Source organism: Streptomyces sp. 11-1-2 (assembly GCF_003595545.1).
Lineage (GTDB): Bacteria > Actinomycetota > Actinomycetes > Streptomycetales > Streptomycetaceae > Streptomyces > Streptomyces hygroscopicus_B.
Window position 1 is genome coordinate 11374368 of sequence record NZ_CP022545.1, and the last position, 24236, is coordinate 11398603.

The following is a 24236-nucleotide window of genomic DNA, read 5'->3' on the forward strand; positions in this document are numbered from 1 at the left end:
CCCATCCCACAACCCCGCACTCCTGAGAGAGACACCATGGAATTCGTCAAAGAGCGGGCCACTACCAAGGCCCCCGCGGACTGGTTCACCGGCGACGTCTGGTTCGACGTGATCTACGCGGGCAAGGAGCCGTCCCGGATGCGCGCCAACATGGTCCGCTTCTCGCCCGGCGCCCGTACCCACTGGCACTCCCACGTGCTGGGCCAGACCCTGCACGTCGTTTCCGGCATCGCCCTGATCGGCACCCGCGACGGCATCGTCTTCGAAGCCCACCCCGGCCAGACCGTCACCTGCCCCCCGAACGAGGAACACTGGCACGGCGCCACCCCGGACCGCTTCATGGAGCACATCGCCATGTGGGAGGGCAAGGGCGACGGAGTTGCGGAAACCACCTGGAACGAGCCGGTCACCGACGAGCAGTACAACCGCGCCCGCAGCCACTGACCAGGCCCCATCCCTCTTTCCCATGCCGCCGCGCGCCCGGAGACGGGGACCGGCTCCCCTGCGGGCTCCTGGGCTTGTGACCCGCAGACCAGCGAAAGGACCTTCGATGACCGACCAACAGAAACAGATCGGCGGCGGACGCCGCACGATCGGTGATTTCGCTCCGAAGCTCGCCGAGCTCACCGACGACATCCTGTTCGAGGACGTGTGGAATCGCACCGGGCTGGCCGCCCGCGACCGCAGCCTGATCACCGTCGCCGTCCTCGTCGCTGGTGGCGACGCCGACCAGCTCCGCTTCCACCTCGGACGGGCGAAGGAGAACGGCGTCACCGAGACCGAACTCATCGAGGCGATCACCCACCTCGCCTTCTACGCCGGCTGGCCCAAGGCCATGACGGCCATCACGGCCGCGAGGCAGGTCTTTTCAGCCTGAGCGCCGGGGGAGGAGCCCCCAGGGCTCCTTCCTGCCCGGTCCGCGCAGCGGCTTGGCGCTACGGAACGTTCTCGGCGAGCAGTTCGGCCATCTCCCGGGCCACCGGCTGTTCGGGCGACCCGCCGCACGCCTCAGGGGGACCGTCGTTCCCGCAGATCGCTCGCCTTGACCCCGAGCAGCAGCAGGACGACGGCGAGCAGCACGATACCGGCGCTGATCTGCAGGCCGAGGGCAAGGCTGCCGGTGCCGGCCTGGATGAAGCCGAGCAGGGACGGGGAGGCGGCCGCGGCGAACGAGCCCATCGAGGTGACGAAGGCGATTCCGGTGGCCGCCGCGCGTTCTCCCAGGTAGATGGAGGGGATCGAGTAGAAGACGGTAAGGCCGGAGTAGTGTGCCGCGGCGAGGACCGCCAGCAGCGCCACGACGACGATGACGCTGCCGCTGGACACCGAGAGCGCCACCATCGCGACGGCGGCGACGGTCCAGCTGAGGGCCGCGTGCCAGCGGCGTTCGAGAGTGCGGTCGGAGTGCCGTCCCACGATCAGCATGACCACGATGCCGAGCAGGGGCGGCAGGGCGGAGAAGAGCCCGAGGTCGAGGACGTCGCCGACGCCCGCCTCCGCGATGATCCGAGGCGTCCAGAACGACACGGCGTTGGCCAGGGTGTAGGCGCCGCAGGCACACAGACCGATGATCCACACCTTGGGGTCCCGCAGCGCGAGGCGCAGACCGCCGTGCCCGCCGCCGGCCGCCTCCTCGTCGCCCTTGCGCCGCTGGTCCGCGTCGAGGTCCGCGCGTACGGCCGCTCGCTGCGCGGGGGTCAGCCACCGCGCCTGTCCGGGTTCGTCGACGAGCCACAGGAGGACGACGCCGGCGAGCACGAGCGGGGGAATGCCCTCGATGAGGAACAGCCACTGCCAGTCGGCGAGGCCGGCCACGCCGCCGAAGCTGTGCATGATGCCGCCGGACATGAGGGAGCCGAGGACGCCGGAGATGGGCACGCCCGCGAAGAACACCGCGGTCATGCGGGTACGCCGGGCGGAGGGGAACCAGCGGGACAGGAAGTAGAGCGCCCCGGGGAAGAAGCCGGCCTCGGCGACACCGAGGAGGAACCGGGCGATATAGAAGGTGATCTCGTCCTGGACGAGTGATGTGGCGACGGTGACGACACCCCAGGACGCCATGATGCGCACGAGTGTCTTACGGGCGCCGATCCGGGCGAGCAGGGTGCTGCTCGGCACCTCGAAGAGGATGAAGCCGACGAAGAAGAGGGTCACGCCCAGGCCGTAGACGGCGGAGCCGAAGCCGAGGTCGCGCTCGAGGCCCTGCTGGGCGATGCCGATGTTGGTGCGGTCGATGAAGCTGACGACGTAGCAGATGACCAGGAGCGGCATGAGACGCCAGGCGATGGTGCGGTAGGTCGCGGTGCGGTCGACCGAGGAAGTTTCGGGGGCGTCGGCGTCCTGGGATCCGGTGAGAGTTGAAGGGTCGGCCACGACGTACGACTCCTTTGCTGAGAGGGGCTGCGTCGCCGGGGCGGCGGGCGGTGCGAGTTTCCGCCGCTTGAGTTGATAAAGTCAACACTTCCGGCGGAGATACCATGCCACCCATGGTGAAACGTGAGGGTGGCGGAGACTTGGTGCCGATCTCCGAACTGCTGTCCTATCGACTGTCGCGCACATCGTCGGCACTGTCGCGCAGTGCGGCCCTGAGGTACCGCCGCGAGTTCGATGTCAGCCTCGGCGAGTGGCGGACGATCGCACTGATCGCGGCCGATCCGACCCTGACCCTCAACCGCCTGGCCCGGCGGGCGGGGCTGGATAAAGCGCAGGTGAGCCGGGTGGTGCGGGGATTGGTGGAGCGGGGTCTGGTCAGCCGTACCGAAGGATCGGGGCGCAGTCGCCAACTGGCCCTCACCGAGGACGGGGTGACGGTGTACCGGGGTCTGATCGCGGCGGCGAATGAGCGGGACGCGACGTTCGCGGAGGTCCTCTCCGGCGAGGAGGCGCGGGTGCTGGGGCGTGCCCTGGAGAAGCTCACCGATCTCGCGCTGTCCCTGGAGCGGCGGGAGCGAGATCGGCTCGACGACGCCTGAGTGTTGACTTTATCAACACAGCGGGGGTAGTTGTGGTGGAGTCATCCATGAGGAGGTGGCTCGATGACCGACGCGGTCACGATCTGCGAATGCTTCGCCCGGGACGGGCTGCAGCACGAACCCACGTTCGTGCCCACCGAAACCAAGATCGCCCTGCTGGAGGCATTCGCCGACGCCGGCTTCCGCCGCATCGAGGCGACCGGCTACAGCCATCCGCGGTGGGTTCCCGCCTTCGCCGACGCGAGCCATGTGCTGGCGGGCGTCACCCACCGCCCCGGTGTGGCGTTCAAGGCGACGTGTCCCAACCCGCGGGCCGTCGAGCGCGCCCTGGCCGATCTCGAACGCGGTGCGGGCGCCGAGGAATTGAGCCTGCTGGTGTCGGCCAGTGAGAGCCACACACGGAAGAACCTGCGCACCACGCGGGAGCACCAGTGGGAACGGGTCACCGAGATGGTCGCGCTCGCCGGCGACCGGTTCCGGCTGATCGGGGTGGTGTCCGTCGCGTTCGGCTGCCCCTTCGAAGGCCCCGTCGACCCGGGCCGGGTCGCCGAGGACGTCGCCCGCTTCGTCGACCTCGGCGCGGATGCCGTCACCCTGGGCGACACCACGGGCGTCGCCACCCCCGCGGCCGTCACCGGCCTCTTCGCCCGGCTGGACCGGGCCCATCCCGGGCTGCCGGTCGTCGCCCACTTCCACAACACCCGCGGAACGGCCATCGCCAACGCGGTCGCCGCCCTGGACGCGGGCTGCCGCCACTTCGACAGCGCCCTGGGCGGCGTCGGCGGCCATCCGTCGCGGATCGGCTACGGAGCCGGCCTCACCGGAAACGTCTGCACCGAGGACCTGGTGAGCCTGTTCGACGCGATGGGAGCCGACACGGGCATCGATCTCGACGCGCTCGCCGCCGCGTCCCGGGCCTGCGAGGAGGCCCTGGACCGGCCCCTGCACAGCATGGTGGCCCGCGCAGGCTTCGCCCGCTCCGCGGCCGCCGCCTGACCCGCCGCACCGCACGCTTCCCCACCCCACCCCACTCCCCAAGGAGAACCTTCCGTGACCGTCACGACCAGCGGGCAGCCGGCCGACACGGGCGAAGCGGCCGCCGATGTGCTGCTCGTCGAGGACCGCGGCCCGGTCCGCGTCCTCACCCTCAACCGCCCCGACAAGCTCAACGCGCTGAACACCGCGCTCACCCGGGCCCTGAGCACCGCGCTCACCGCGGCGGAGGACGACCGGGAAGTCCGCGCCGTCGTCCTCACCGGCGCCGGCCGTGGCTTCTGTTCGGGCGCCGACCTGTCGGAGTTCTCCGCCCTCACCCTCGACGAGCCGGACGCCGTCCTGGAGCGGGCGGCGCTCACCGCGCACCTGCAGACGCAGATGCAGCGGATGGGCACACCGGTCGTCTCCGCGGTGCGCGGCGCCGCGGTGGGCGGTGGTGCCGGGCTCGCCATCGGCGCCGACATGGCCATAGCCGGCACGGACCTGAGGTTCGGCTACCCCGAACTGCGGCACTCGATCGTGCCCGCCCTGGTCATGACCGGGCTCCAGCGCCACCTCGGCCGCAAGCTCGCCTTCGAGCTGATCAGCACGGGCCGGCTGCTCTCGGCCTCCGAGGCCGCGGCACACGGCCTGGTGAACCGCGTCGTCGAGCCGGACCAGGTGGTCGAGGCCGCACTCGGCACAGCCGAGCGGTGGGCCGCCGTGGAGCCCCGCGCCATCCACGCGGCCAAGGACCTCTTCTACCGCGTCGCCGATCTGCCGACCGAGGCCGCGATGCGGGCCGGCCAGGACGTCAACGCACTGATGCGGGGGTTCCGCCGGTGAGCGCGCACCCCACGCCCGGCCCGCTCGACGGCATCACCGTCCTCGACTTCTCGCGGGTCCTGGCCGCCCCGATGGCCACCCAGGTTCTCGCCGAGCTGGGAGCCACCGTCATCAAGGTCGAACGCCCCGGCCGCGGCGACGAGACCCGTGGCTTCGAGCCCCGTCTGCCGCACGGCGAGAGCGCCTACTTCTTCGCGTTCAACCGCGGCAAACGCTCGATCACCCTCGACCTCAAGGCCCCCCGCGGCCAGGACCTCGCCCGCCGCCTCGCCACCGGCGCCGACGTCGTCGTCGAGAACTTCCTGCCCGGCGCCATGGAACGGCTGGGACTGGGATACGACCGGCTCGCCGCGGACAACCCGGCCCTGGTGTACGTGTCCGCCACCGGTTTCGGGCAGAGCGGCCCCGACCGCACCCGCAAGGGCTACGACACCGTCTTCCAGGCGCTGTCCGGCGTCATGGCGATGACCGGGGAACCGGACGGCCCGCCCAGCAAGGCCGGGATCCCGGTGGCGGACATGACCTCTGGCCTGTGGGTCGCCATCGCCGCGCTCACCGGTCTGGCCGGGCGTGCCGCTTCCGGCCACGGCCGCCACTACGACGTCTCCATGATGGACGTCCAGCTCAGTCTGCAGGCCCTCAACGCGGCCCGGCTGTTCGCCCTGGACGAGGACCCGGTGCGCACCGGCACCCAGCACCCCGGACGGGTCCCGTCCGCCGCGTTTCAGACGGCCGACGGCGGCTGGCTGCACATCAGCGGCAGCGACCAGCACTGGGCACCGCTGTGCACCGTCCTCGGTCTTGACGACCTCGCCGCCGATCCCGGTCTGCGGCACAACGCGGGGCGCGTCGCCGGGCGCGACCGCGTGATGACCGCCCTGCGGACGGCGATCGCCGGACGGGACCGCGATCCGCTGCTCAAGGAGTTGCGCGCCGCCGACATCCCGGCCGGCGAGGTGCGCGGCGTCCGCGAGGCCCTGGCCGACCCGCACGCGCGGGCGCGGGACGTCGTCGCGGAGTTCGAGCATCCCACCGAGGGCACCTTCCGCGCCCTGCGCACCCCGCTGCGGGAGACCACCGGCGCGCCGCCGCCCACCGACGCCCCGCCGCTGCTGGGCGCCGACACCGACGCGGTGCTCACGGAGCTCGCCGGGCTCGACCGCGGCGAGATCGAGGACCTGCGGGCCTCGGGGGTGATCTGAGATGTCCGGGACCGACGAGCCGACCCCCGCGGACCCGCGAGTGCGCTGTGCGGTGGCCGACGGGATCGCCCGTGTCGAACTGGCCCGGCCCCGCGCCCGTAACGCCGTCGATCTGCCGATGTGCCGACAGCTGCGGTCGGTCTTCGAGGAGCTCGACGCCGACGACTCCGTCCGCGTGGTGCTGCTGTCCGCGCAGGGCCCCGCGTTCTGCGCCGGTGCGGACCTCAAGGAGCGGGCCGGCCGGGACGCCGCCTGGGTCCGCCGCAGGCGTATCGCCTCGTTCGCCGCCTACGACGCGATCGAACGGTGCCGCCGCCCCGTCGTCGCACTCGTGCACGGCGCGGTCGTGGGATCCGGCGGAGAGATCACCCTGGCCGCGGACTTCGCCATCGCCGCCGAGGGCACCACGTTCCGCTTCCCGGAGCCGCACTGGGGCACGGTGGGCGCCACCCAGCGGCTGCAGCGCGTCATCGGCAGGCGCCGCGCGAAGGAACTCCTGTTCACCGGCCGTTCCATGCCCGCCACCGAGGCCCTCGACCTGGGTGTCGTCTGCCAGGTGGTGGCCGAGGAGCGGCTGGCGCGGACCGGCGCGGAGATCGCCGGCACCGTCGCGAAGGCCCCGCCCCTGGCGATCGAGCTGACGAAACGGGCCGTCGACCTGGGCGGCGAGACGGACCTCGATCGCGGCATCAGGATCGAGATGGCGGCGATCGAGCAGTGCCTCACCGACGGCGGCTGGCGCGACGGCGTCGACCGGTTCACCCGCCGCGGCTCCGACAACGCGCCCACCACCGACGAGGAGAAGCGATGAACCTCAGGACGGCATGCCCCCTGACCGCCCACGAGGCGCTGGAACGGGCCGCGTTGCTCGCCCCCGACGTGGAAGCCGTGGTCACCGCCGAGGAGCGGATCACCTATGGCGAACTCGCCGCCGAGGTCGCCCGGATCCGGGCCGCCCTGACCCACGCCGGCATCGGCCGCGGCGACCGGATCGGCCTCTGCCTCGGCAACGGGCCGCGCTGGGTCGCCCTGTTCGTCGCCCTGGGCTCGGTCGGCGCGGTGACCATACCCGTCAACACCCGGTACACCGCCGACGAGGTGCACCACACCCTCGCCCACGCCAGGGTCTCCACGCTGTTCGTCGCCGACCGCGTCCTGCGCGTCGACTTCTGCGCCATCCTGCGCGAGCTCGGCATCGGCGAGGACTCCACGGCCTCCTGCCGCGGCCTGCCCGACCTGGAGAGAGTCGTCGTGTACGGGAAGGAGGTGCCCGAGTGGGCGACGGCGTGGCCGCGGTTCCTGGCCGGGGCCACCGGCGAGGTCCCCGCGACCGGCACCCCCGACGACATCCTGCTGGTCCAGTACACCTCCGGCACGACATCCCACCCCAAGGGCGTGCTGCTCACCCAGCGCAGCATGTGCGCCGACGCGTTCTTCTCCGGTGCGCGCCTTGGCCTGCGCCCCGGTGACCGCTTTCACAGCGCCCGGCCCTTCTTCCACGTCGCCGGCAGCACCCTGTCCGTACTGGCGTCCATCCAGCACGCCGCGACCCTGGTGACCATGGCGCGGTTCGAACCGGCCGAAGCGCTGCGGCTGTTGGAGGGGGAACGCTGCACACACTTCTCCGGCAACGACACCATCGCGCTGATGCTGCTCAACCACCCGGACCGCGCACACCGCACGCTGCACCTGCGGGGCGCGTGGGTCGCGGCCTCTCCCACCGTCATCCGCCGGGTGATCGACGAGCTGGGTGCCACCGAGTGCGTCGCCGGATACGGCCTGTCCGAAGCCTCGCCCAATGTCGCCCAGTCCTGCTGGTGGGAGGACGACCAGGTCAGGGCGTCCGGTGCGATGCTGGTGGAGCCCGGCGTCGAGGTGCGCATCCGCGCCGCGGACGACACCCGCGACTGCGGTCCCGGCGAGCCGGGCTCGATCCTGGTGCGCGGCTGGAACGTCATGCGCGGATATCTGGACGCGCCGGAGGCGACCGCCGCCGCCATCGACCCCGACGGCTGGCTGGCCACCGGTGACGTCGGCGCGCTCGACGCCACGGGCCGGCTGCACTTCGTGGGCCGCACCAAGGACATCATCCGGGTCGGCGGCGAGAACGTCGCGCCGGCCGACGTGGAGAACACCTTGCACCGGCATCCGCGGGTGCGGCATGCCGTCGTGGTCGGTGTCCCCGACGAGCGGCTGGTCGAGGCGGTCTTCGCGTTCGTCGTCCTCACCGAACCGGGCACCACCGAGGACGAACTGATCGCCTGGGCGCGCACCCGCATGGCCGGGTTCAAGGTCCCCCGCCATCTGCGCATCGTCGAAGGGTTCGAGGACATCGGCATGACCGCCAGCTCCAAGGTGCAGAAGAACCGGCTCGCCGCCCACGCCCGCGGGCTGCTCGCGCGGCGGGACGACGAGGTGCCGGCATGACCGGCGTGATCCGTATCCCCACCCCCGTCACCCGCCTGCTCGGCATCGACCTTCCCGTCATCCAGGCCGGCATGTCCTGGGTCTCCTCGAGCTCGGCCCTGCCGCTGGCGGTCAGCGGGGCCGGTGGCCTCGGGGTCGTCGCCGCGGGGCCCATGCGCCTGGACGACCTGGCCCGTACCCTCGACGAGATGGCAGCGGGCACCGACCGCCCCTGGGCGGTCAACCTGCCGCTCCACCGGGCGGGGGCCGACGACGTCATCGATCTGCTCCTCGCCCGTCGGCCGCCCGTACTGATCGCCTCGCAGGGCGGACCGCGCCGCTACCTGGAGCGTTTCCGTGCCATCGGCACCGTCTGCCTGCATGTCGTCGCCGGTGTCGAGCACGCCCGCAAGGCCGTCGACGCGGGCGTCGACGGGCTCGTCATCGTCGGCGCGGAGGCCGGCGGGCACCCGCCGCCCTCGATGGTCACCACGCAGGTCCTCATCCGGGCCGTGGTCTCGGCCGTCCCCGAAACCCCGGTGATCGCCTCCGGCGGGATCGCGGACGGCTCCGGACTGGCCGCGATGCTCGCCCTGGGCGCGGGGGCCGCCCAGTTCGGCACCCGTTTCCTGGCCACCCGGGAAGCCACCGTGCACCCCGACTACCAGGCCGCCGTCCTCGCCGCCGGTGTCGACGGCACCCGCACCGTCGGACACGGCCTCGGTGTCATCCGCGCCCTGGAGAACGAGTTCACCGCGCGCATGCGCCGCCTTGAGGAATCCGGTGCCGAAATCGGCGTGCGGCGCAAGGAGTTCCAGGCCGCCACCCTCAGGGACGCCGCCCTGTACGGCCGGGTCCGGGAAGGCAAGGTGGAGGCGGGCCAGTCTGCGGGACTCATCGACACGGTGCTCCCCGCGGCGGCCGTCGTGGAGCGCATCGTCGCCGAGTACCGGGCCGCGCTCACCCGCCTGCCGCTGCCGGTCGTCTCCGAGCCGCCTGACCTGTGAGACGACGTCGTGGCGGAGATCATCCGACGGGGTCTCGACACCTTCGCCGAGCTCGGTTATGCCGCGACCACCATGAGGGAGCCGGCCTGGCGGCTCGACGTCAGTCACAACTTCATCAACGACCGTGACGGGTCGAAGGGGAACTTCTGGCGCGCTGTCGTGGACTTCGCGCTGCTCCACCCATCATGGCGGCCGGGCGCATGACACGCGTGCCGACGCACATCCCGCCCTTCGCCGTCTCTGGCCCTCGCGCTGGCCGTGGCACAAGACCCGATCGCCGACCGGCTGAATCCCGCCGCCGCGCCGACGACGGAGCAGGCCGGTCGATGTCACCGGTCGCGTCGTCTGTGGTACGTGGTGCGGCGCGGGCCGGGAATCCCGCCGGACCGCAGCGCGGTCCGGGGTGGGCGTCAGGCGGTGGTGGGCGGCAGGGGTTCCGACGCGTGTCACTTGAGTTGCTTGGCGACTGTCTCCAGTAGCTCGTCGGAGAACTCTTGGTCGGCCACGGCCCGGGACATGAGCACGGCGCCGACCAGGGCGCTGAGGGTGAGCATTGCCTCGGCCCGGGCATCCGCGGCGTCGTCGTCCAGGCCGGCGATCAGCTCCAGGTATGTGCGGACCTGCTTCTCGTAGGTCTCTTTGAGGTGCTGGTCGCCGCGTCCGGCGGCGGCTCCGAGGGAGACCAGTGCGCAGCCGGTGGCCGGTCCGTCGCGGTGTCGCTTCGCGAGGTAGCTGTCGATGAGACCGGTCCGTGCGTCCTGATCGTTCTTCCGGGCGGCCCGCTCCATCTTCGCCGAGCCCTCGGCCAGGGCGACGGCGGCGGCCTGGGCGATCAGATCGTCGCGTGAATCGAAGTGTTTGTAGAAGCCGCCGTGGGTGAGCCCGGCCTCCTTCATAAGGTCCGCGATGCCGGGGCGGCTGACGCCTTCGGCGCGGACCTTGCGCGACGCGATCCGCAGCACCCGTTCGCGGCTCGCCACCTTCTCCGCCTGTGAGTGGCCCATGCCGGCCCTGCCTTCCGTGGGGCGGCGCAGTGCAACCACCGCGCATCTGGATGATTTGCATCATACACCCTTGTCTCGTGCGGGCGATTCGGTGCTGTCCGTTTGACTTTCAGGATGACCGACGTAATCTTCCAATCTGGATGTTATTCGTCATCCAGATTGGAGTGGAACCCGTGCACCAGACCTGTGACCCCCGCCGTACGGCCGTTTTGCTGGTCGACCCCTACAACGACTTCTTGTCCGAGGGCGGCAAGATCTGGCCGCGTTTGGAGCCCATGGCGGAGGAGGTGGGCCTGCTGCGCCACCTGCGCTCCGTGGTCACCGCCGCCCGCGAGAGCGGTGTCCGCGTGGTGTTCGTTCCCCACCGTCGCTGGGAACCGGGTGACTACGAGATGTGGGATCACCCCAACCCCACCCAGCGCGCCATCATGGAGCGGCACAGTTTCGCCCGCGGTACCTGGGGCGGGGAGTTCCACCCCGATTTCCAGCCGCGGCCCGGCGACATCGTGGTGCAGGAGCACTGGGCGCAGAGCGGTTTTGCCAACACCGACCTTGACTTCCAGCTCAAGCAGCACGGCATCACCCACGTCGTGATCGTCGGCCTGCTGGCGAACACCTGCATCGAGTCCACCGGGCGCTTTGCCATGGAGCTCGGCTACCACGTGACGCTGGTCCGTGACGCCACCGCGGCGCTCCTCCCCGAGATGATGCACGCCGCGCACGAGCTGAACGGCCCCACCTTCGCCCACGCCATCACCACCACCGACGAGCTCACCGCCGCTTTCAAGGGAGCGCACGCATGACACTGACCGGAGAACTGCTGCTCGGAGCGGCAGGTATGCCCGCCACCGCGGGGACGATGAAGGCACTCAACCCTGCCACCGGAGAACTCATCGAGCCGGAGTTCGCCTTCGGTGGCGCGGCCGAGGTCGACCGTGCGGTCCGCCTGGCGGACGATGCCCTGGACTCTTACAGCCACACCGGGCCGGCCGAGCGGGCTGCATTCCTCGACCTCATCGCGGACAAGCTCGAGACCGTCAAGGACGAACTCGCCGCGCGGACCGCGTTGGAGACCGGCCTGCCCGCCGCCCAGTTCGAGGGCGAGGCGGTACGGACCGCCGATGTGTTCCGCAAGTTCGCCACCGTTGTCCGTCAGGGCCGTTTCCTCCAGGCGGCCATCGACACCGCACAGCCGGATCGCCGGCCCGCACCGCGCATGGACCACCGGCTGCTGAAGGTGGCCCTGGGGCCCGTGGTGATCTTCGGCGCCAGCAACTTCCCGATCTCCTACTCAGTGGCGGGGGGCGACACCGCCTCGGCCCTGGCAGCAGGCTGCCCCGTCGTCGTCAAGGCCCACAACGCCCACCCCGGCGCGTCCGAAATCCAGGGCCGTGTCATCCAGGAGGCCGTCGCCGAGGCGGGACTGCACGAAGGTGTCTTCTCCCTCGTCCGTGGCGCCGGCAACGAGATCGGTGAGGCCCTGGTGGACCATCCCCTGGTCCGGGCGGTCACCTTCACCGGCTCCGAGGGCGGCGGCATGGCCCTTTACCACCGGGCTCAGCGGCGTCCCGACCCCATCCCCGTGTTCACCGAGATGACCAGCGTCAACCCGACCTTGGTACTGCCCGCCGCCCTGGCGACCCGCGGCACGGAGATCGGCGGCGTCCTGGTCCAGCGCGCCATGTACAACGTCGGGCAGGCATGCCTGAAGCCCGCCATACTCCTCGCCATCGACGGACCCGGCTTCCAGGAACTGCGTGACGCGGCGATCGCCGAGGTGGAGAAGGCGGCCGCACGGACCATGCTCACACCCGGCATCCACGACTCCTACACCCGCAACGTACAGCGTATGCAGGGCGAGGGTGCCACTCTGATCGGCGCGGGACCGACACCGGCCCACGTAGGGGACGGGCAGTCCCTGCTGTACGAGGTCACCGGTGAGCAGCTGCTGGCCGCGCCCGCCCTGCGCGAAGAGGTCTTCGGCCCCGCCATCCTGCTGGTCAGACTGACCGGCCCGGATCAGCTGCTCGGGACGGCCCGCGCCTTCCGCGGACAACTCTCGGCGACCGTACATGCCGAGGCCGCCGACCGCCTCGCCGTCGAACAGCTCCTGCCGATCCTGGAGCGCCGCACCGGACGCATCGTGTTCAACGCCTTTTCGATCCCGCAGGAGGTCTCCTACGCCTCCACCCATGGCGGCCCGTTCCCGGCCACCTCCGACAGCCGCTTCACCTCCGTGGGCATGGGCGCGATCGAGCGGTTCGTACGCCCGGTCACCTACCAGAACTTCCCTGACGAACTGCTGCCGCAGCCACTGCGCGAAGCGAACCCGCTACACCTGTGGCGGCTCGTCGACGGAGAACTCACCCGGCACTGACCCTGGCCACGGGCCCCTTAGGCTCTCCCGAACGGGGCCCGTTCGCTCTCCTGGAACGAAGGGAGCCCCTTTCCATGACCATTGCCGACCAAGCGGCCGCGGGGAATGAACGCGAGGCCCGCGAAGAGGTCCGCAAGAAGCTGCTCGGCGTATGGCACCTCGTGTCCTACACCACGACGAGCACCGACGGGGAGGTCATCCACCCCTTCGGCCCCACCCCCTACGGCCTGATCGTCTACACCCCCCAGGGATACATGTCCGCCCAGCTGGGGCGCGGCGACCGCCCGCCCACGAGATCGGCACGTCTCGAGGACGCGTCGGCCGGTGAACTGGCCCGGGCAGCGGCCGGCTACGTTGCCTACGCCGGGCCGTTCGAAGTCATTGATCCCACAACCGTCGAACACCACGTCACCACCAGCCTCTTCCCGAACTGGATCGGACGGTCCCAGATCCGGAAAGTGGGCTTCGAAGGCTCACTCCTCACGCTCGGCGTCGCCACTCCCACCCGCCTGTGGGGTGCGGAACGCACAGCCGAACTCACCTGGAGCAGGCCGGACTGACCATCGTGGGCAGCGTCCGCCACAGCAGCCCAGTGACTTCGTGCGGCCGGCTGCCCGGCCGAGCGTCTTATGGCCGCCGCCGTCGTCGGGGATACGGCCGAGTTCCTTGACGTCGATGGGGATCAGCTCGCCCGGTTGGGAGCGGCAGGTCCGCCTCGCTGTCGGCGCGCCACACACCGATGCTGCGGAGCTCGCCCGCCGGGGTTACGACTATGACCACCTGCGCCGATGGCTACGACAGCGCGGCATCCGGCACCGCATCGCCCGCAAAGGAATCGAGTCCTCCAAGCGGTGGGGCGACACCGGTGGACCATCGAACGCACGATGTCCTGGCTCGCCGGATGTCGCCGCCTGCACCGCCGCTACGAGCGGAAAGCTCTCCGCTTCCTGGCCTTCACCAGTATCGCCTGCACCTTCATCTGCACCGCAGACTCACCAGATGAGATGATCTCTAAGGGGCGCCTGCCCTCTGCCGCTGCCGCTCCCCGTCGGTGTGCGCCTTGCCCATCAGCGAGCCTTCTTCCTGCTCGTAGTGGGACAGGGCGAGGCCGAGGCAGAAGAAGGTGGGTGCCCACTCGCCGACGAAGATGCCCCACCGGTCTGCCCGGTCGAGGCCCTTACCGGGTTCGATGCGGAGGGATGTGGCCCATGTGAAGACTGACAGGCCGATGGAGGCGACGGCGGCGGTGTAGGCGTGCTCCGAGCGCAGGCCGATGTTGTGCAGCTTCTTGATCACGGTGGTGCTCCTTCGGGAGGTCCCCCCTCAGGTCCACCCTCGTATGCCCATGTTTCGGTCGAGTGACGCAGGACGGGTTCAGGACGCGGGGCACTTTTTCGCCGGAGCCATCTCGGTGGGGGCCTTCTTCTTGAGCCGTATCTCCCGCACCTTGCCTTCGCCGCCTTCCCCGCCGCGGGCCTGCTTCGCGGCCCGCACGCTGTCCTGGAGGGCGGACATGAGGTCGACGACCTTGCCTTTCGGCTCGGCCGGCGCCTCCATCTCGGCTGGTGCGTGCCCCTCGGCTTTGGCTTCGATGACGGCTTCCATGTCCTCCCGGTACTGATCCCGGTACTGGCAGATGTCGGTGCCCCCGATGGCGTCCATGGGGGGCATGGCCTCCTCTACCTCGGCATCGGAGATCTCGACACGCTTGGGAGCGACGCCTTCCGCGCTGCGGATCTCATCGTCCCAGTGCATGATCTGGAGGACGATGTCGTCGCCGACGACTCGCAGTGCGCCGAGCCGCTCGCGGTTGTGCCATGCGAATTTGGCGATGGCGATCTTGTCGCTGCGCTTGAGAGCTTCCCGTAGCAGCACATACAGCTTTGTGGCGACGGCGCCGTCTCCTTGGAGGCAGTACGGCTTGCCGTAGCGGGTGGCGTCAAGCCGGTCCTCGGGCACGAACGCCTGCACGTCGATGGCTTTCGCGGTGGGCAGGGGAAGGTCGTCGAGCTCCTGGTTCATTTCTGGGCACGACCTGGTCTTTGGATGCTTCGTAGGCGCCCCCGATCTCGTCCGGGTCGAGCACCCGGTCTTCGATCTCGCAGGCCTTGCGGCAGCGGATACGGCCGCCGTCAGCGGTGTGCCCAAGCACGGTACGGGTCGGCTCATCTGGAGCTCGTGTCCGGGGTGGTCCAGCTGCGTCCCGGGGACGCGATGTTCGACGCGATGCTGCGGGGCCGGCGGGCTCAGCAGAAGCCGCGGGGGTTGAAGGACGAGACGATTGACCCGAGGGAACGGCAGATCCGCCGGTTCCTCGACTACGCCGACGACCAGATCGACCGCGCCGTGAAATCCCAACGCAAGGGAGCCCTCGCCGCCTACCGTGACGCCACCCTCCTCAAGGTCATCTACGGCTGGGGGCTTCGCCGGACCGAGACATCCAAGCTGGATGTGGTCGACTTCGGGCGGAACTCAAAGGCTCCGTGGTTCGGCCGGTACGGCACGCTCAACGTCCGCTACGGAAAGGCGAAGAAGGGCCAGCCACCGCGGCGGAGGACCCAGCCCAGCGCCGTGTAGAAGTCACGGCCGACTGCGGCCTGGGCCGGGGGCAGTGGGCGGTCAGTGTGCGACGAGCTGCTGGCCGCCGTCGATGTCGTACGTGGCGCCAGTGAGGGCGCCGTTGGCCATGATGTGCAGCGCGAGGGCGGCAACATCCGCCGGTCCGACCACTCGGCCGATGGGCAGCGTCTTCCTCAACTGCTCGCGTCGCGCCTCCAGTTGGTCACCGAGGAGAGAAGCCGACAGCGGTGTGTCCACGAACCCGGCCGCGATGAGGTTGACCCTGACAGGGGCGACCTCCAGTGCCAGGTTGGCGGTCAGCGCCGGCAGCGCCGCGGTGAGGGCGCCCATCACGGCCATCCCGGCCGCGGGCCGCCGGCCGCCGGTGCCGCCGATGAACAGCAGCGTTCCCCCGGCCCTGACCTTCTCCCGGCTCGCCCGCGCCACCGCCAGCATCATCGCGATACGCCAGCCGAAGTCATGCCCGGCCTCGGCCAGGTCGAGTTCGGCGATGGGGGTGTACGACGGGCTGCCCGCCGTGACCATCACATGGTCGACCTGCCCGGGCAGCTCTTCGAGAAAGCGCTCCAGGCGGTCGGTGTCCTGCGCGTCGAACGCGGCCGTGCTCAGCGGGTGCAGTTCGTCCGCCGCCCGCTTCAGGCGTTCGGCGTCGCGAGCCACGAGAACCAGCTCGCCGTCAGCCGCACGCACCTGTCGCGCGGTCTCCAGACCGATGCCCGCGCTGCCTCCCACCACCACGACCGTCTGCCCGGCCAGGCCGCCGCGCGCTCCGCCGACTCCTCCATCGGTCCCATTCACAGGGGGTCACCACCCTCAGAACACGGCTTCCGTACGTCCCTCCGCTCGCCCCGTATGATCGCCTCCACTTCTTCCGGGCCCTCGTTCCCCTGTTGTGCTCCCGCCCCGGCGCCCACCCCTCCACACCAATGGCGGCCCCGCGCCTCGCGGTTGAGACCTTTGCGCTGCGCTCCTGCGCGCCGGGGATGCGCACCAGCCGTAGGCGAGCCGCTGAGGCCGACCAGCGCACGCCCGGCCGGCCAAACCTGGATGCCGGGGATTCGGTACTACGGGGAGCCCTTGCCGGCCCCGTCGTTCACGATGTCGACGAACTCATCTGTTGTGAGGATGGCGTGGGCGTACAGGGGCGCGTTGAGCTCGAATGTCGCTGTCATCTCCTCCCAGCTGAAGGAGGCGATGGCGTCGCGGATGAGGGTTACGTGGTAGCCCAGCTCCTGACCGAAGCGTGCGGTGGTGTCCACACAGGTGTTGGCCCGCATACCGATCAGCAGGATCTTCCGGATGTGGTGCTGCTTGAGCATGAAGTCGAGGTCTGTGTTCGCGAAGCCGCTCGAGGACCAGTGCTGGCGCATGACGAGCTCGTCCTCGCGGGGGTGGAAGTCGGGGTGCCACTCGGCCCCCAGCTGCCCTCGGCAAAGGTCTGCTGGGTCACGATGCGCTGTTGGGTGGGGGACAGGTGGTCCCACGTGATGTAGTCGTTCGGCGTCGTCTGGTGGTGGGGCACGATGAAGACGCGAAAGCCCCGGCTGCGGGCCGTGGCGAGCATAGTGCGCATGTGGTCGAGCAGGCCGACGCCTTCCGCCACGTCCTTTGCTCGGGGCCAAAGCTTGCCGCCTTCGGAAAGGAAGTCGTTGTACGGGTCGACGATCAGAAGAGCGGTTTGGCCCGGGGGGTACGGCGCTTCAGAAGTCATGAACAGTTCCCATCTGGTCAGCGAACGGATCGATCGCTGCTGGGATGCAAGAAGGAGTGGATGGCCAGGACAGGCCCCAGCTCCTCCGGCGCAGACGGCCAACTCGGGTTTCAGTCTGTCACTCGTCCGGCCAAACGGCATCCGCGCCGGGTGGTACCCGGCTACCGGCTAGGTGAGCTGGACCGGTGGGTGGACGGAAAGCCGATCCCGCGTGATCGTCCAGCGGGGCGCGTCGTCCGGTCTGGATGCACGCTCGCTCCTGCCCGTGACTCGTCCGTGGCCCGGTCGTGGCCTTGCCGGGACGGGCCCGGATGCGGTGCTGCGCGGGGACGCGTAGCGTGGACCGCGTTGGGCGGTCACTGCCCACGGTGGTCCGCGTGGTCACTGCCCACGGTGGTCCGCGCTGGTAGGACGCCGGCCCACTGATCGTGTGTCCTGCGGAAGGGCCGTCGCACGCGGTTGTCGATACGCGTGCGGTTGCCCATGGGGCAGATATCGGGGCGCGCCGGAAACCGGGGGTGCCATGACATCGCAGCCGAAGCCAGGCGCAGTACGAGCCGTTTCCCAAACGGAGTTCACCCTGCGCGTCAATGGCGGGGAGTATCCCCTGCGCACGGATGCGCGCGTCACCCTGCTCGACGCCCTGCGCGACCGGCTGGGTCTGACCGGAACGAAGAAGGGCTGTGACCAGGGCACCTGCGGGGCCTGCACGGTTCACGTGGACGGCAAACGCATCCTCTCGTGTCTGACACTCGCCGCCCAGTGCGACGGGCGAGAAGTGACGACCATCGAGGGCGTCGGAGATGAGAGCAACCTGCACCCCGTGCAGGAGTCGTTCCTGAAGCACGACGGTTTCCAGTGCGGCTATTGCACGCCGGGCCAGATCATGTCGGCACTGGCCCTGATGTCCGAGGGCAGAGCCGGCACGCCCGAGGAGATCCGCGAGTATATGAGCGGGAACATCTGTCGCTGCGGCGCCTACCAGAACATCGTCGCCGCCATTCAGGAAGCCGCTGGTCATCACGATGCAGCCCTTTGATTACGTGCGGGTCCGCGAGATTTCCGCGGCGCTGGCAGAGGCGGACAGCAGTGCCGACTACCTCGCCGGAGGCACTACACAGCTCGACCTGATGAAGGACGGCGTGCTGCGGCCCCGCCGGCTGATCGACATCACCCGGCTGCCGCTGCACGGCATCGAGGAGCGGCAGGACACGCTGTTCGTCGGAGCCCTGGCCACTATGGAAGAACTCGCCGCCGACCCCGTGGTCGGCCGGCGGCTGCCGTTCGTGCGGGAGGCGCTGCTGCGCAGCGCCTCGGTCCAGCTCCGCAACATGGCGACGATCGGCGGCAATCTCCTGCAGCGCACGCGCTGCCGGTATTTCCGAGATCCGAAAGTGCGCGCCTGTAACAAGCGCGGTCGCGGCACGGGATGCGCCGCCATTACCGGCACCCATCGCAGCCATGCGGTGCTGGGTACCAGCGAGCACTGCATCGCGACTCATGCCTCGGATGTCGCGGTCGCTTTGATCGCCCTGGACGCGGTCGTCCACATCACCGGTGCCCAGGGAGACCGCGATGTTCCACTGACCGGCTTCTACCGGACCCCGGGGGACACACCGGACATCGAGAACGACCTGCGCCCTGGAGAGCTCATCACCGCCGTAGAGGTGCCGCTGTTGCCGCATGGGGCCCGGTCGGACTACCTGAAGGTACGCGACCGGATGAGCTACGAGTTCGCGCTTGCCTCTGCGGCGGCTGCCGTGGTGCTCGGCGACGACGACGTCATCCGCTGGGTTCGGGTGGGCCTCGGCGGCGTGGCCACCGTGCCGTGGCGCGCCGTGGAGGCGGAGGCGGTACTGACCGGGAGCCGAGCCGGCATCGAGGTGTTCACGAACGCCGCCCGCGCCGCGCTTGCCGGAGCCGAGCCACATCCGCAGAACGCCTTCAAAGTGGAACTGGCCCAGCGCACACTCGTGCGCTCGCTGCAGACCGTTACGGGGGTCAGCGCATGACGACGACCTCACGTTCCCGGCTGCTCGGGACCGGCATCAACCGCGTCGACGGGCCGCTGAAGGTGGCCGGCAGAGCGCCGTACCCCAGCGACTTCGCGTACCCGGGTATGGCTCACGCGGTGCTGGTGCGCAGCACAGTCGGCTCCGGGTGGATCACGGAGATCGACACCACGGACGCCGAGCACGGCCCCGGGGTGGTGCTCGTGCTCACCCACCTCAACGCCGGGCAGGTGAAGAGGGGGCCCATGACACCCCTGGGCGTCTCCCCGCCCGCGCCCTTGCAGGACGACGTGATCCTTCACTACGGCCAGATCGTCGCGGTGGTCGTGGCGGAGACCTTCGAGGGGGCTACCGAGGCGGCGGACCTGGTCCACGTCGGCTACTCGCCGGCTCCGGCTCTCCTCGAACTGGACGACCCACGCGCCGCGCGGCGCACGAACCCGTGGGGGCGGGACGCCGAGTGGGGCGACGCGGCCGGTGCGCTGACCGATGCCGAGGTCGTGCTGGACGAGATCTACCTCACCGTCGACAACACCAACAACCCCATGGGACCCCTCACCACGGTCGCCCGCTGGGAGGGCGACACCCTCCTGGTCAACAATTCGACGCAATGGGCCTCCTTGGAAGCCACGTCCTTGGCAACGGCCTTCGGCATTCCCGAAGAGTCCGTCCACGTCATGGCCCCCTACGTCGGCGGTGGCTTCGGAGCCGGCCTCCGGGTTTGGCAACACGTCGTCCTGACAGCCCTGGCGGCCCGCATGACCCGCCGCCCCGTCAAACTCGTCCTCACCAGGCCGCAGATGTTCACCGCGTGCGGCCACCGGCCCAAGGGGCGGCAGAGGGTGCGGATCGGCGCGACCCGTGACGGCAGACTCACGGCCATCCACCACGAGGCGCTCACGGCAACCGCCATCGACGACGACAATTTCGAGCCCACCGCAACCGTGTCCGCCACTTCCTATGCCTGCCCGAACGTCTCCACCCGGGACATCCAGGCCCGTCTGAACCTCCCGGTCCCGAATTCGATGCGGGGCCCGGGAGCGGCGACCGGCAACTACGCCCTGGAATGCGCGATGGACGAGCTGGCGTACAAGCTCGACTTGGACCCGCTGGAGCTGCGCTTGCGCAACGACGCCGCCCTCCATCCTCCGTCGGGGCTGCCCTGGTCCAGCCGGGCGCACAAGGAATGCCTGGAGCGCGGTGCCGAGCTCTTCGGGTGGCCGCGGCGCACGCCCGAACCGCGCTCGATGCGCCAGGGCAACATGCTCGTCGGCTACGGTCTGGCGGCCGTCGGCTATCCGTGGTTCCGTGCACGCTGCCGGGCGCGCGTCACGATCCGCCACGACGGCACGGCCTACGTCTGCAGTGCGGGAACGGAAATCGGCAATGGCGCGTACACCGTCTTCGTGCAGCTGTCGGCGGAGCTGCTGGGGCTGGACCCCGAGCAGATCACCTTCGGGCTCGGAGAATCGACCATGCCGTTGGCTCCGCAGACGGGCGGATCCGGGCTCACAGGCGCGGTCGGCAGCGCGGTTCACGAAGCCTGCCGAGGGCTCGTCAGCGACTTCCTGGTTCTCGTTGGGGACGACAGCGACTCCCCGCTGCAAGGATGCACGATTGACGACGTGGAGGTCGGCGATGGCGGTATCCGACGGTGCGGCGACGTGTCCCAGTCCGAGTCGTATCGGGACATCCTGGCCCGTCACCGCCTGCCGGAGCTGACTGCCGACGGCGAGAGCGTCCCTTTGACACCGCAGGAACTGGGCATGGCGCCGGCCGGCGCCTTCGGGGCGAAATACGTCGAGGTACACGTCGACGCGGACCTGGGTCGCATTCGAGTCGCCCGGGCCCTCTCCGTCATCGACGGCGGTCGCATCCTCAACGAGAAGACCGCGCGCAGTCAGATCATCGGCGGGACGGTCGGCGGTATCGGGATGGCTCTTTTCGAGGAGACGGTCAGTGACACCGGCTCCGGACGCATCGCCAACGCCACCCTCGGCGACTACATCGTTCCCGTCAGCGCCGATATCCCCGACATGCAGGTCGAATTCGTCGGTTCGTGGGACCGCGCCAACCCGATCGGCACCAAGGGCATCGGAGAGATCGGCCTGGTCGGCCTCGCGCCCGCCATTGCCAACGCGGTCTTCCATGCCACGGGCCGCCGTATTCGCTCCCTGCCCATCACCATGGATCAGCTGTTGTGAAACGATGCGTAGGCGCGCTCCCATGACCCCTGCCGAACTTCGTTCCGCCCTCATCGGGACCTGGTGCCTGGTGTCCTACGAGGCCACGGCCGTGGACGACGGGGAGGTGGTGCGTCCGTATGGGGAACACCCCGTGGGCATCATCATGTACTCCGCCGACGGGTACATGTCCGCCCAGATCGCCAAGCCGGGCCGGCCGTCGTTCGATGAGGAAAGGCAGGAGTACGGAAGCCAGGAGGAACTGGCCGACGCGGCCCGCAACTACCTGGCCTACACCGGCCGCTTCCGCATTCCGGACGGCGGCACTGTCGTGCATGAGGTCATTTTGAGCCTTTTCCCGAACTGGATGAGTGGCGCGCAGCTCAGGGTGGCACACCTGGATGGGAGCAGGTTGCAGCTGGCCCTTCCGGCGGCTGTGAGCATCCACGGCAAACAGCGCACCGGGGTCCTGACTTGGGAGCGGGCACAAGCGGACTGACCTGATCCAGTTGCTGTGCTCCGTGGCCTTCGGCGGCGGTGCGGGTCGATCAGCCCGGCGCTGTGCTCTCGGCAGCCCAGTGGGAGCTCAAGGAGCAGAGCGGCTGCGGCATTGCGGCGCGACCTTCCCGTAGACAACGTTGTCAGGGGTGGTCATTCTTCGGGTGCCTCGTGGGCACGTCAAGGGCTCCGGCGCATCCGGGGTCACTCGATGGATCACGCCCCATCGTCGTTGGGGCTGAGAGCGATTGGGTCGCGCCGCCCTGTTGACCGGTCCGGACGAACGGTGCTTAGGTGGCGCGAGATCGGAAAGCGCTTGCTATCGCCTGTCGCCCCATGTGGCGGTCAGTGGGCCGCGCCCCGCGCCTGCGTTGCGTCAGCCGCATATCCAGATGTCCAAGTGGGAGGGAATGTGAGCTGCACTGCGGCGATGACAACGATGTCAGTGGTCGGAGGTGAGGAGACTTCAGCCATGGCACGACCCGGCTACGACCGGAAGACGAGCACCTTCGCCGTCGCGTTCAGTCTGCCCCTGGCGGTCCTCACGGGCTGCTCCGGCAGCGACACGGCCAGCACGGAGGCAGGTGGGAAGGTCGCTCTCACCTTCGCCTGGTGGGGCAACGAGGACCGCGCGCAACGCACCAAGAAGGCCGTCGATCTCTTCGAGACGCGGCACCCGGGCGTCACGGTCCGCACCTCCTTCGCGGGCTATGAGGCGTACGTCCAGAAGCTCGCCAACTTCGTCCTGGAGACCATCCAGTCGTTCCAGGTCTTCACCCCGGCGTTCGCGATCAGCAGCGGCAAGGGCGGTCCGGCCGACTCGACCATGTTCTACACGCTCTACCTCTACGAACGCGGCTTCTCCGCCCCGCACATGGGCTACGCCTCCGCCATGGCGTGGGTGCTGCCGCTTGCCATCGGCGCGGTGACCTTCGTTCTCTTCAAGACCTCGCGCTCGTGGGTCCTCTACGCCAATGAGGGGGTCTGATGACCACGGCCGCACAGACCACCCGTACCGGCACCGTGATGAAGCACCTCGGACTGCTCGCCGCGCTCCTCGTCCTGCTCTACCCGCCGGCCTGGCTGCTCGCCACGTCCCTCAAGCCGGCGGACGAGGTCCTCACCAGCCTCAAGCTGCTGCCGAGCCACTTCGAGTGGTCGAACTACACCACCACGGCCATGGACGGGGTGAGCGACGTCGGCGTGTCCCGGCCGCTGACCAACTCCTTGCTGATCACCGCGGGTTCGGTGCTCGGCAACGTGCTGTCCTGCTCGCTCGCCGCCTATGCCTTCGCCCGGCTGCGGTTCCGGATGCGCGGCGTGATGTTCGGTTTCTTGGTCGCGACGATGATGCTGCCGCACCATGCCGTGCTGATCCCTCAGTACATCATCTTCAACAGGCTCGGCATGGTGGACACGTACTGGCCGCTGATCCTGCCCAAGTTCCTTGCCACAGAGGCGTTCTTCGTCTTCCTGATCGTGCAGTTCATGCGGGGCCTGCCACGCGAGCCGGAGGAGGCGGCCCGTATCGACGGCTGCGGACCGTTCAGGAGCCTCTGGTCGATCGTCCTGCCGCTGACCAGGCCCGTCCTGATCACCACAGCGATCTTCACCTTCATCTGGTCCTGGAACGACTTCTTCACCCGGCTGACCTACCTCTTCGACCCGCGGAAGTTCACGATCACCTTGGCCCTGCGCAACTTCGTGGACCAGTCCAGCAGTTCCGCATACGGGCCCATGTTCGCGATGTCGGTGATCTCGCTGCTGCCGATCGTCCTGTTCTTCCTCGCCTTCCAGCGCTATCTCGTGCAGGGCATGGCGACGTCCGGGCTGAAGGGCTGAGCCGTGAACTCACTCGTACGCGAACGGCGAGAGCCGGGGGAGCTGTTCGGGCCGCGCTTCTCCCTCTTCGCCGACATGCTCGCCATCGGCCTGGCCACGGCCGTCGCCTCCCTGCCGCTGGTCACCGCTCCCGTGGCGCTGGCCGCAGCCTGCACGGTCCTGCGGGGCGCTGTCCGCGAGGACCGTCCGGCGACGCTCGGCCGGTACGTCGCCGAACTGCGCACCCACCGGCCCCTGCGCTCCCTCCTGGCGGGCGCGACGGTCCTCGCCGCGCTGGCTTTCGTCGGCGTCGACCTGATGCTCGCGGGAGCCGGACTACCGGGTGCCCGCTCGATGTCCTGGGCGTTGAGCGCGCTCGCGGCGGCGGCACTTGTCGTCGCGCTCCGCACTGCGGCGGCCCCTGACGCGGCCCGCGGCCGGCGTCCCGCACTGCGCCGGGCCGCCGCGCGCTCTGCCGCCGATCTCCCGGGCTGCGGCCTCCTCGCGACGGCCGTCGCCCTGTGCGTCGTATTGCTGTGGATGCTGCCACTCCTGGCCCCGCTGCTGCCCGGTCCGCTGGCCCTTGCCATCACGGCCGTGGAACTCCGTAACGCTCCCTCCAACGAAGAAGGTTGATGCTGT

Annotated in this window: 26 protein-coding genes and 2 pseudogenes; 22 read left to right on the forward strand and 6 right to left on the reverse strand. The window is 69.7% G+C overall.

Going from position 1 to position 24236, the window contains the following annotated elements:
* Window positions 1–36: 36 nt before the first annotated feature.
* Window positions 37–444: a cupin domain-containing protein gene (locus tag CGL27_RS48350; RefSeq protein ID WP_119994044.1), complete on the forward strand. Its 408-nt coding sequence runs from the start codon at window positions 37–39 to the stop codon at window positions 442–444.
* Between the two features lie 106 nt (window positions 445–550).
* Window positions 551–877, forward strand: coding sequence for a carboxymuconolactone decarboxylase family protein (locus CGL27_RS48355; RefSeq protein WP_078646520.1), 327 nt, complete (start codon window positions 551–553; stop codon window positions 875–877).
* A gap of 131 nt (window positions 878–1008) precedes the next feature.
* On the opposite strand, the gene CGL27_RS48360 is transcribed toward CGL27_RS48355, so the two are convergent.
* On the reverse strand, window positions 1009–2373 hold the full coding sequence (locus tag CGL27_RS48360; protein ID WP_205587876.1) for an MFS transporter: 1365 nt from the start codon (window positions 2371–2373) through the stop codon (window positions 1009–1011).
* A 113-nt stretch (window positions 2374–2486) separates the two neighbouring features.
* Here CGL27_RS48360 and CGL27_RS48365 point away from each other — a divergent pair, with 113 nt between their 5' ends.
* The 8 genes from CGL27_RS48365 (at window position 2487) to CGL27_RS48400 (ending at window position 9612) form a co-directional block, all read left to right on the forward strand.
* Window positions 2487–2972, forward strand: a complete 486-nt coding sequence (locus tag CGL27_RS48365; RefSeq protein WP_078646521.1) for a MarR family transcriptional regulator — start codon at window positions 2487–2489, stop codon at window positions 2970–2972.
* Window positions 2973–3035: 63 nt separating this feature from the next.
* The gene (locus CGL27_RS48370; RefSeq protein ID WP_078646522.1) at window positions 3036–3968 is read left to right on the forward strand and encodes a hydroxymethylglutaryl-CoA lyase; all 933 of its coding nucleotides are present in this window, start codon (window positions 3036–3038) and stop codon (window positions 3966–3968) included.
* Window positions 3969–4022: 54 nt separating this feature from the next.
* Window positions 4023–4793 (forward strand): enoyl-CoA hydratase/isomerase family protein, encoded by a 771-nt coding sequence (locus tag CGL27_RS48375; RefSeq protein WP_205587877.1) that lies wholly within the window; start codon window positions 4023–4025, stop codon window positions 4791–4793.
* Entirely contained in the window at window positions 4790–5995 is a 1206-nt protein-coding gene (locus tag CGL27_RS48380) for a CaiB/BaiF CoA-transferase family protein (RefSeq protein WP_119994045.1), read from the forward strand. The genes CGL27_RS48375 and CGL27_RS48380 overlap by 4 nt, the downstream gene beginning before the upstream one ends.
* A 1-nt stretch (window position 5996) precedes the next feature.
* Window positions 5997–6806: an enoyl-CoA hydratase/isomerase family protein gene (locus CGL27_RS48385; protein WP_119994046.1), complete on the forward strand. Its 810-nt coding sequence runs from the start codon at window positions 5997–5999 to the stop codon at window positions 6804–6806.
* Complete coding sequence (locus CGL27_RS48390; protein ID WP_119994047.1) at window positions 6803–8422, forward strand: AMP-binding protein; 1620 nt, start codon at window positions 6803–6805, stop codon at window positions 8420–8422. The genes CGL27_RS48385 and CGL27_RS48390 overlap by 4 nt, the downstream gene beginning before the upstream one ends.
* Complete coding sequence (locus tag CGL27_RS48395; protein ID WP_119994048.1) at window positions 8419–9408, forward strand: nitronate monooxygenase; 990 nt, start codon at window positions 8419–8421, stop codon at window positions 9406–9408. Before CGL27_RS48390 ends, CGL27_RS48395 begins: the two co-directional genes overlap by 4 nt.
* 9 nt (window positions 9409–9417) lie before the next feature.
* Window positions 9418–9612, forward strand: coding sequence for a hypothetical protein (locus tag CGL27_RS48400; RefSeq protein WP_205587878.1), 195 nt, complete (start codon window positions 9418–9420; stop codon window positions 9610–9612).
* A gap of 242 nt (window positions 9613–9854) precedes the next feature.
* On the opposite strand, the gene CGL27_RS48405 is transcribed toward CGL27_RS48400, so the two are convergent.
* Window positions 9855–10412 carry a TetR/AcrR family transcriptional regulator gene (locus tag CGL27_RS48405; protein WP_119994049.1) on the reverse strand — a complete coding sequence of 186 codons (558 nt, stop codon included), beginning with the start codon at window positions 10410–10412 and terminating at the stop codon, window positions 9855–9857.
* 173 nt (window positions 10413–10585) lie between these two features.
* Here CGL27_RS48405 and CGL27_RS48410 point away from each other — a divergent pair, with 173 nt between their 5' ends.
* From CGL27_RS48410 to CGL27_RS48430, 4 genes and pseudogenes are all read left to right on the forward strand, one after another.
* The gene (locus CGL27_RS48410; protein ID WP_240450902.1) at window positions 10586–11215 is read left to right on the forward strand and encodes a cysteine hydrolase; all 630 of its coding nucleotides are present in this window, start codon (window positions 10586–10588) and stop codon (window positions 11213–11215) included.
* Window positions 11212–12789 (forward strand): aldehyde dehydrogenase (NADP(+)), encoded by a 1578-nt coding sequence (locus CGL27_RS48415; RefSeq protein ID WP_119994051.1) that lies wholly within the window; start codon window positions 11212–11214, stop codon window positions 12787–12789. The genes CGL27_RS48410 and CGL27_RS48415 overlap by 4 nt, the downstream gene beginning before the upstream one ends.
* A gap of 74 nt (window positions 12790–12863) precedes the next feature.
* Window positions 12864–13349 (forward strand): lipocalin-like domain-containing protein, encoded by a 486-nt coding sequence (locus tag CGL27_RS48420; RefSeq protein WP_119994052.1) that lies wholly within the window; start codon window positions 12864–12866, stop codon window positions 13347–13349.
* A gap of 202 nt (window positions 13350–13551) precedes the next feature.
* A pseudogene (locus CGL27_RS48430) lies at window positions 13552–13772 on the forward strand (transposase); the annotation flags it as partial.
* Window positions 13773–13800: 28 nt separating this feature from the next.
* On the opposite strand, the gene CGL27_RS48435 reads toward CGL27_RS48430, so the two are convergent.
* Complete coding sequence (locus CGL27_RS48435) at window positions 13801–14085, reverse strand: hypothetical protein (protein ID WP_119994053.1); 285 nt, start codon at window positions 14083–14085, stop codon at window positions 13801–13803.
* A 78-nt stretch (window positions 14086–14163) separates the two neighbouring features.
* Window positions 14164–14811 (reverse strand): Ku protein, encoded by a 648-nt coding sequence (locus CGL27_RS48440; RefSeq protein WP_240450903.1) that lies wholly within the window; start codon window positions 14809–14811, stop codon window positions 14164–14166.
* 156 nt (window positions 14812–14967) lie between these two features.
* Between CGL27_RS48440 and CGL27_RS48445 the strand changes: the two genes are divergently transcribed.
* Window positions 14968–15366, forward strand: a complete 399-nt coding sequence (locus tag CGL27_RS48445) for a hypothetical protein (RefSeq protein ID WP_240450904.1) — start codon at window positions 14968–14970, stop codon at window positions 15364–15366.
* 42 nt (window positions 15367–15408) lie between these two features.
* Here CGL27_RS48445 and CGL27_RS48450 read toward each other — a convergent pair whose 3' ends face one another.
* Together CGL27_RS48450 and CGL27_RS52845 are read right to left on the reverse strand one after the other, a co-directional pair.
* Complete coding sequence (locus CGL27_RS48450; protein ID WP_078646533.1) at window positions 15409–16167, reverse strand: SDR family oxidoreductase; 759 nt, start codon at window positions 16165–16167, stop codon at window positions 15409–15411.
* Between the two features lie 266 nt (window positions 16168–16433).
* Window positions 16434–16853: an isochorismatase family cysteine hydrolase gene (locus CGL27_RS52845; RefSeq protein WP_240450905.1), complete on the reverse strand. Its 420-nt coding sequence runs from the start codon at window positions 16851–16853 to the stop codon at window positions 16434–16436.
* A 750-nt stretch (window positions 16854–17603) separates the two neighbouring features.
* Here CGL27_RS52845 and CGL27_RS48460 point away from each other — a divergent pair.
* From CGL27_RS48460 to CGL27_RS48490, 7 genes and pseudogenes are all read left to right on the forward strand, one after another.
* The gene (locus CGL27_RS48460) at window positions 17604–18119 is read left to right on the forward strand and encodes a (2Fe-2S)-binding protein (protein WP_119994054.1); all 516 of its coding nucleotides are present in this window, start codon (window positions 17604–17606) and stop codon (window positions 18117–18119) included.
* Complete coding sequence (locus tag CGL27_RS48465; protein WP_119994055.1) at window positions 18106–19092, forward strand: xanthine dehydrogenase family protein subunit M; 987 nt, start codon at window positions 18106–18108, stop codon at window positions 19090–19092. The genes CGL27_RS48460 and CGL27_RS48465 overlap by 14 nt, the downstream gene beginning before the upstream one ends.
* Window positions 19089–21296, forward strand: a complete 2208-nt coding sequence (locus tag CGL27_RS48470) for a xanthine dehydrogenase family protein molybdopterin-binding subunit (RefSeq protein ID WP_119994056.1) — start codon at window positions 19089–19091, stop codon at window positions 21294–21296. The genes CGL27_RS48465 and CGL27_RS48470 overlap by 4 nt, the downstream gene beginning before the upstream one ends.
* A gap of 22 nt (window positions 21297–21318) precedes the next feature.
* Window positions 21319–21774 (forward strand): lipocalin-like domain-containing protein, encoded by a 456-nt coding sequence (locus CGL27_RS48475; RefSeq protein WP_159037945.1) that lies wholly within the window; start codon window positions 21319–21321, stop codon window positions 21772–21774.
* A 741-nt stretch (window positions 21775–22515) separates the two neighbouring features.
* A pseudogene (locus CGL27_RS48480) lies at window positions 22516–22761 on the forward strand (ABC transporter permease); the annotation flags it as partial.
* The gene (locus CGL27_RS48485) at window positions 22761–23615 is read left to right on the forward strand and encodes a carbohydrate ABC transporter permease (RefSeq protein WP_119994058.1); all 855 of its coding nucleotides are present in this window, start codon (window positions 22761–22763) and stop codon (window positions 23613–23615) included. The pseudogene CGL27_RS48480 and the gene CGL27_RS48485, both read left to right, overlap by 1 nt.
* A 3-nt stretch (window positions 23616–23618) precedes the next feature.
* The gene (locus CGL27_RS48490) at window positions 23619–24230 is read left to right on the forward strand and encodes a hypothetical protein (RefSeq protein WP_119994059.1); all 612 of its coding nucleotides are present in this window, start codon (window positions 23619–23621) and stop codon (window positions 24228–24230) included.
* Window positions 24231–24236: the final 6 nt, after the last annotated feature.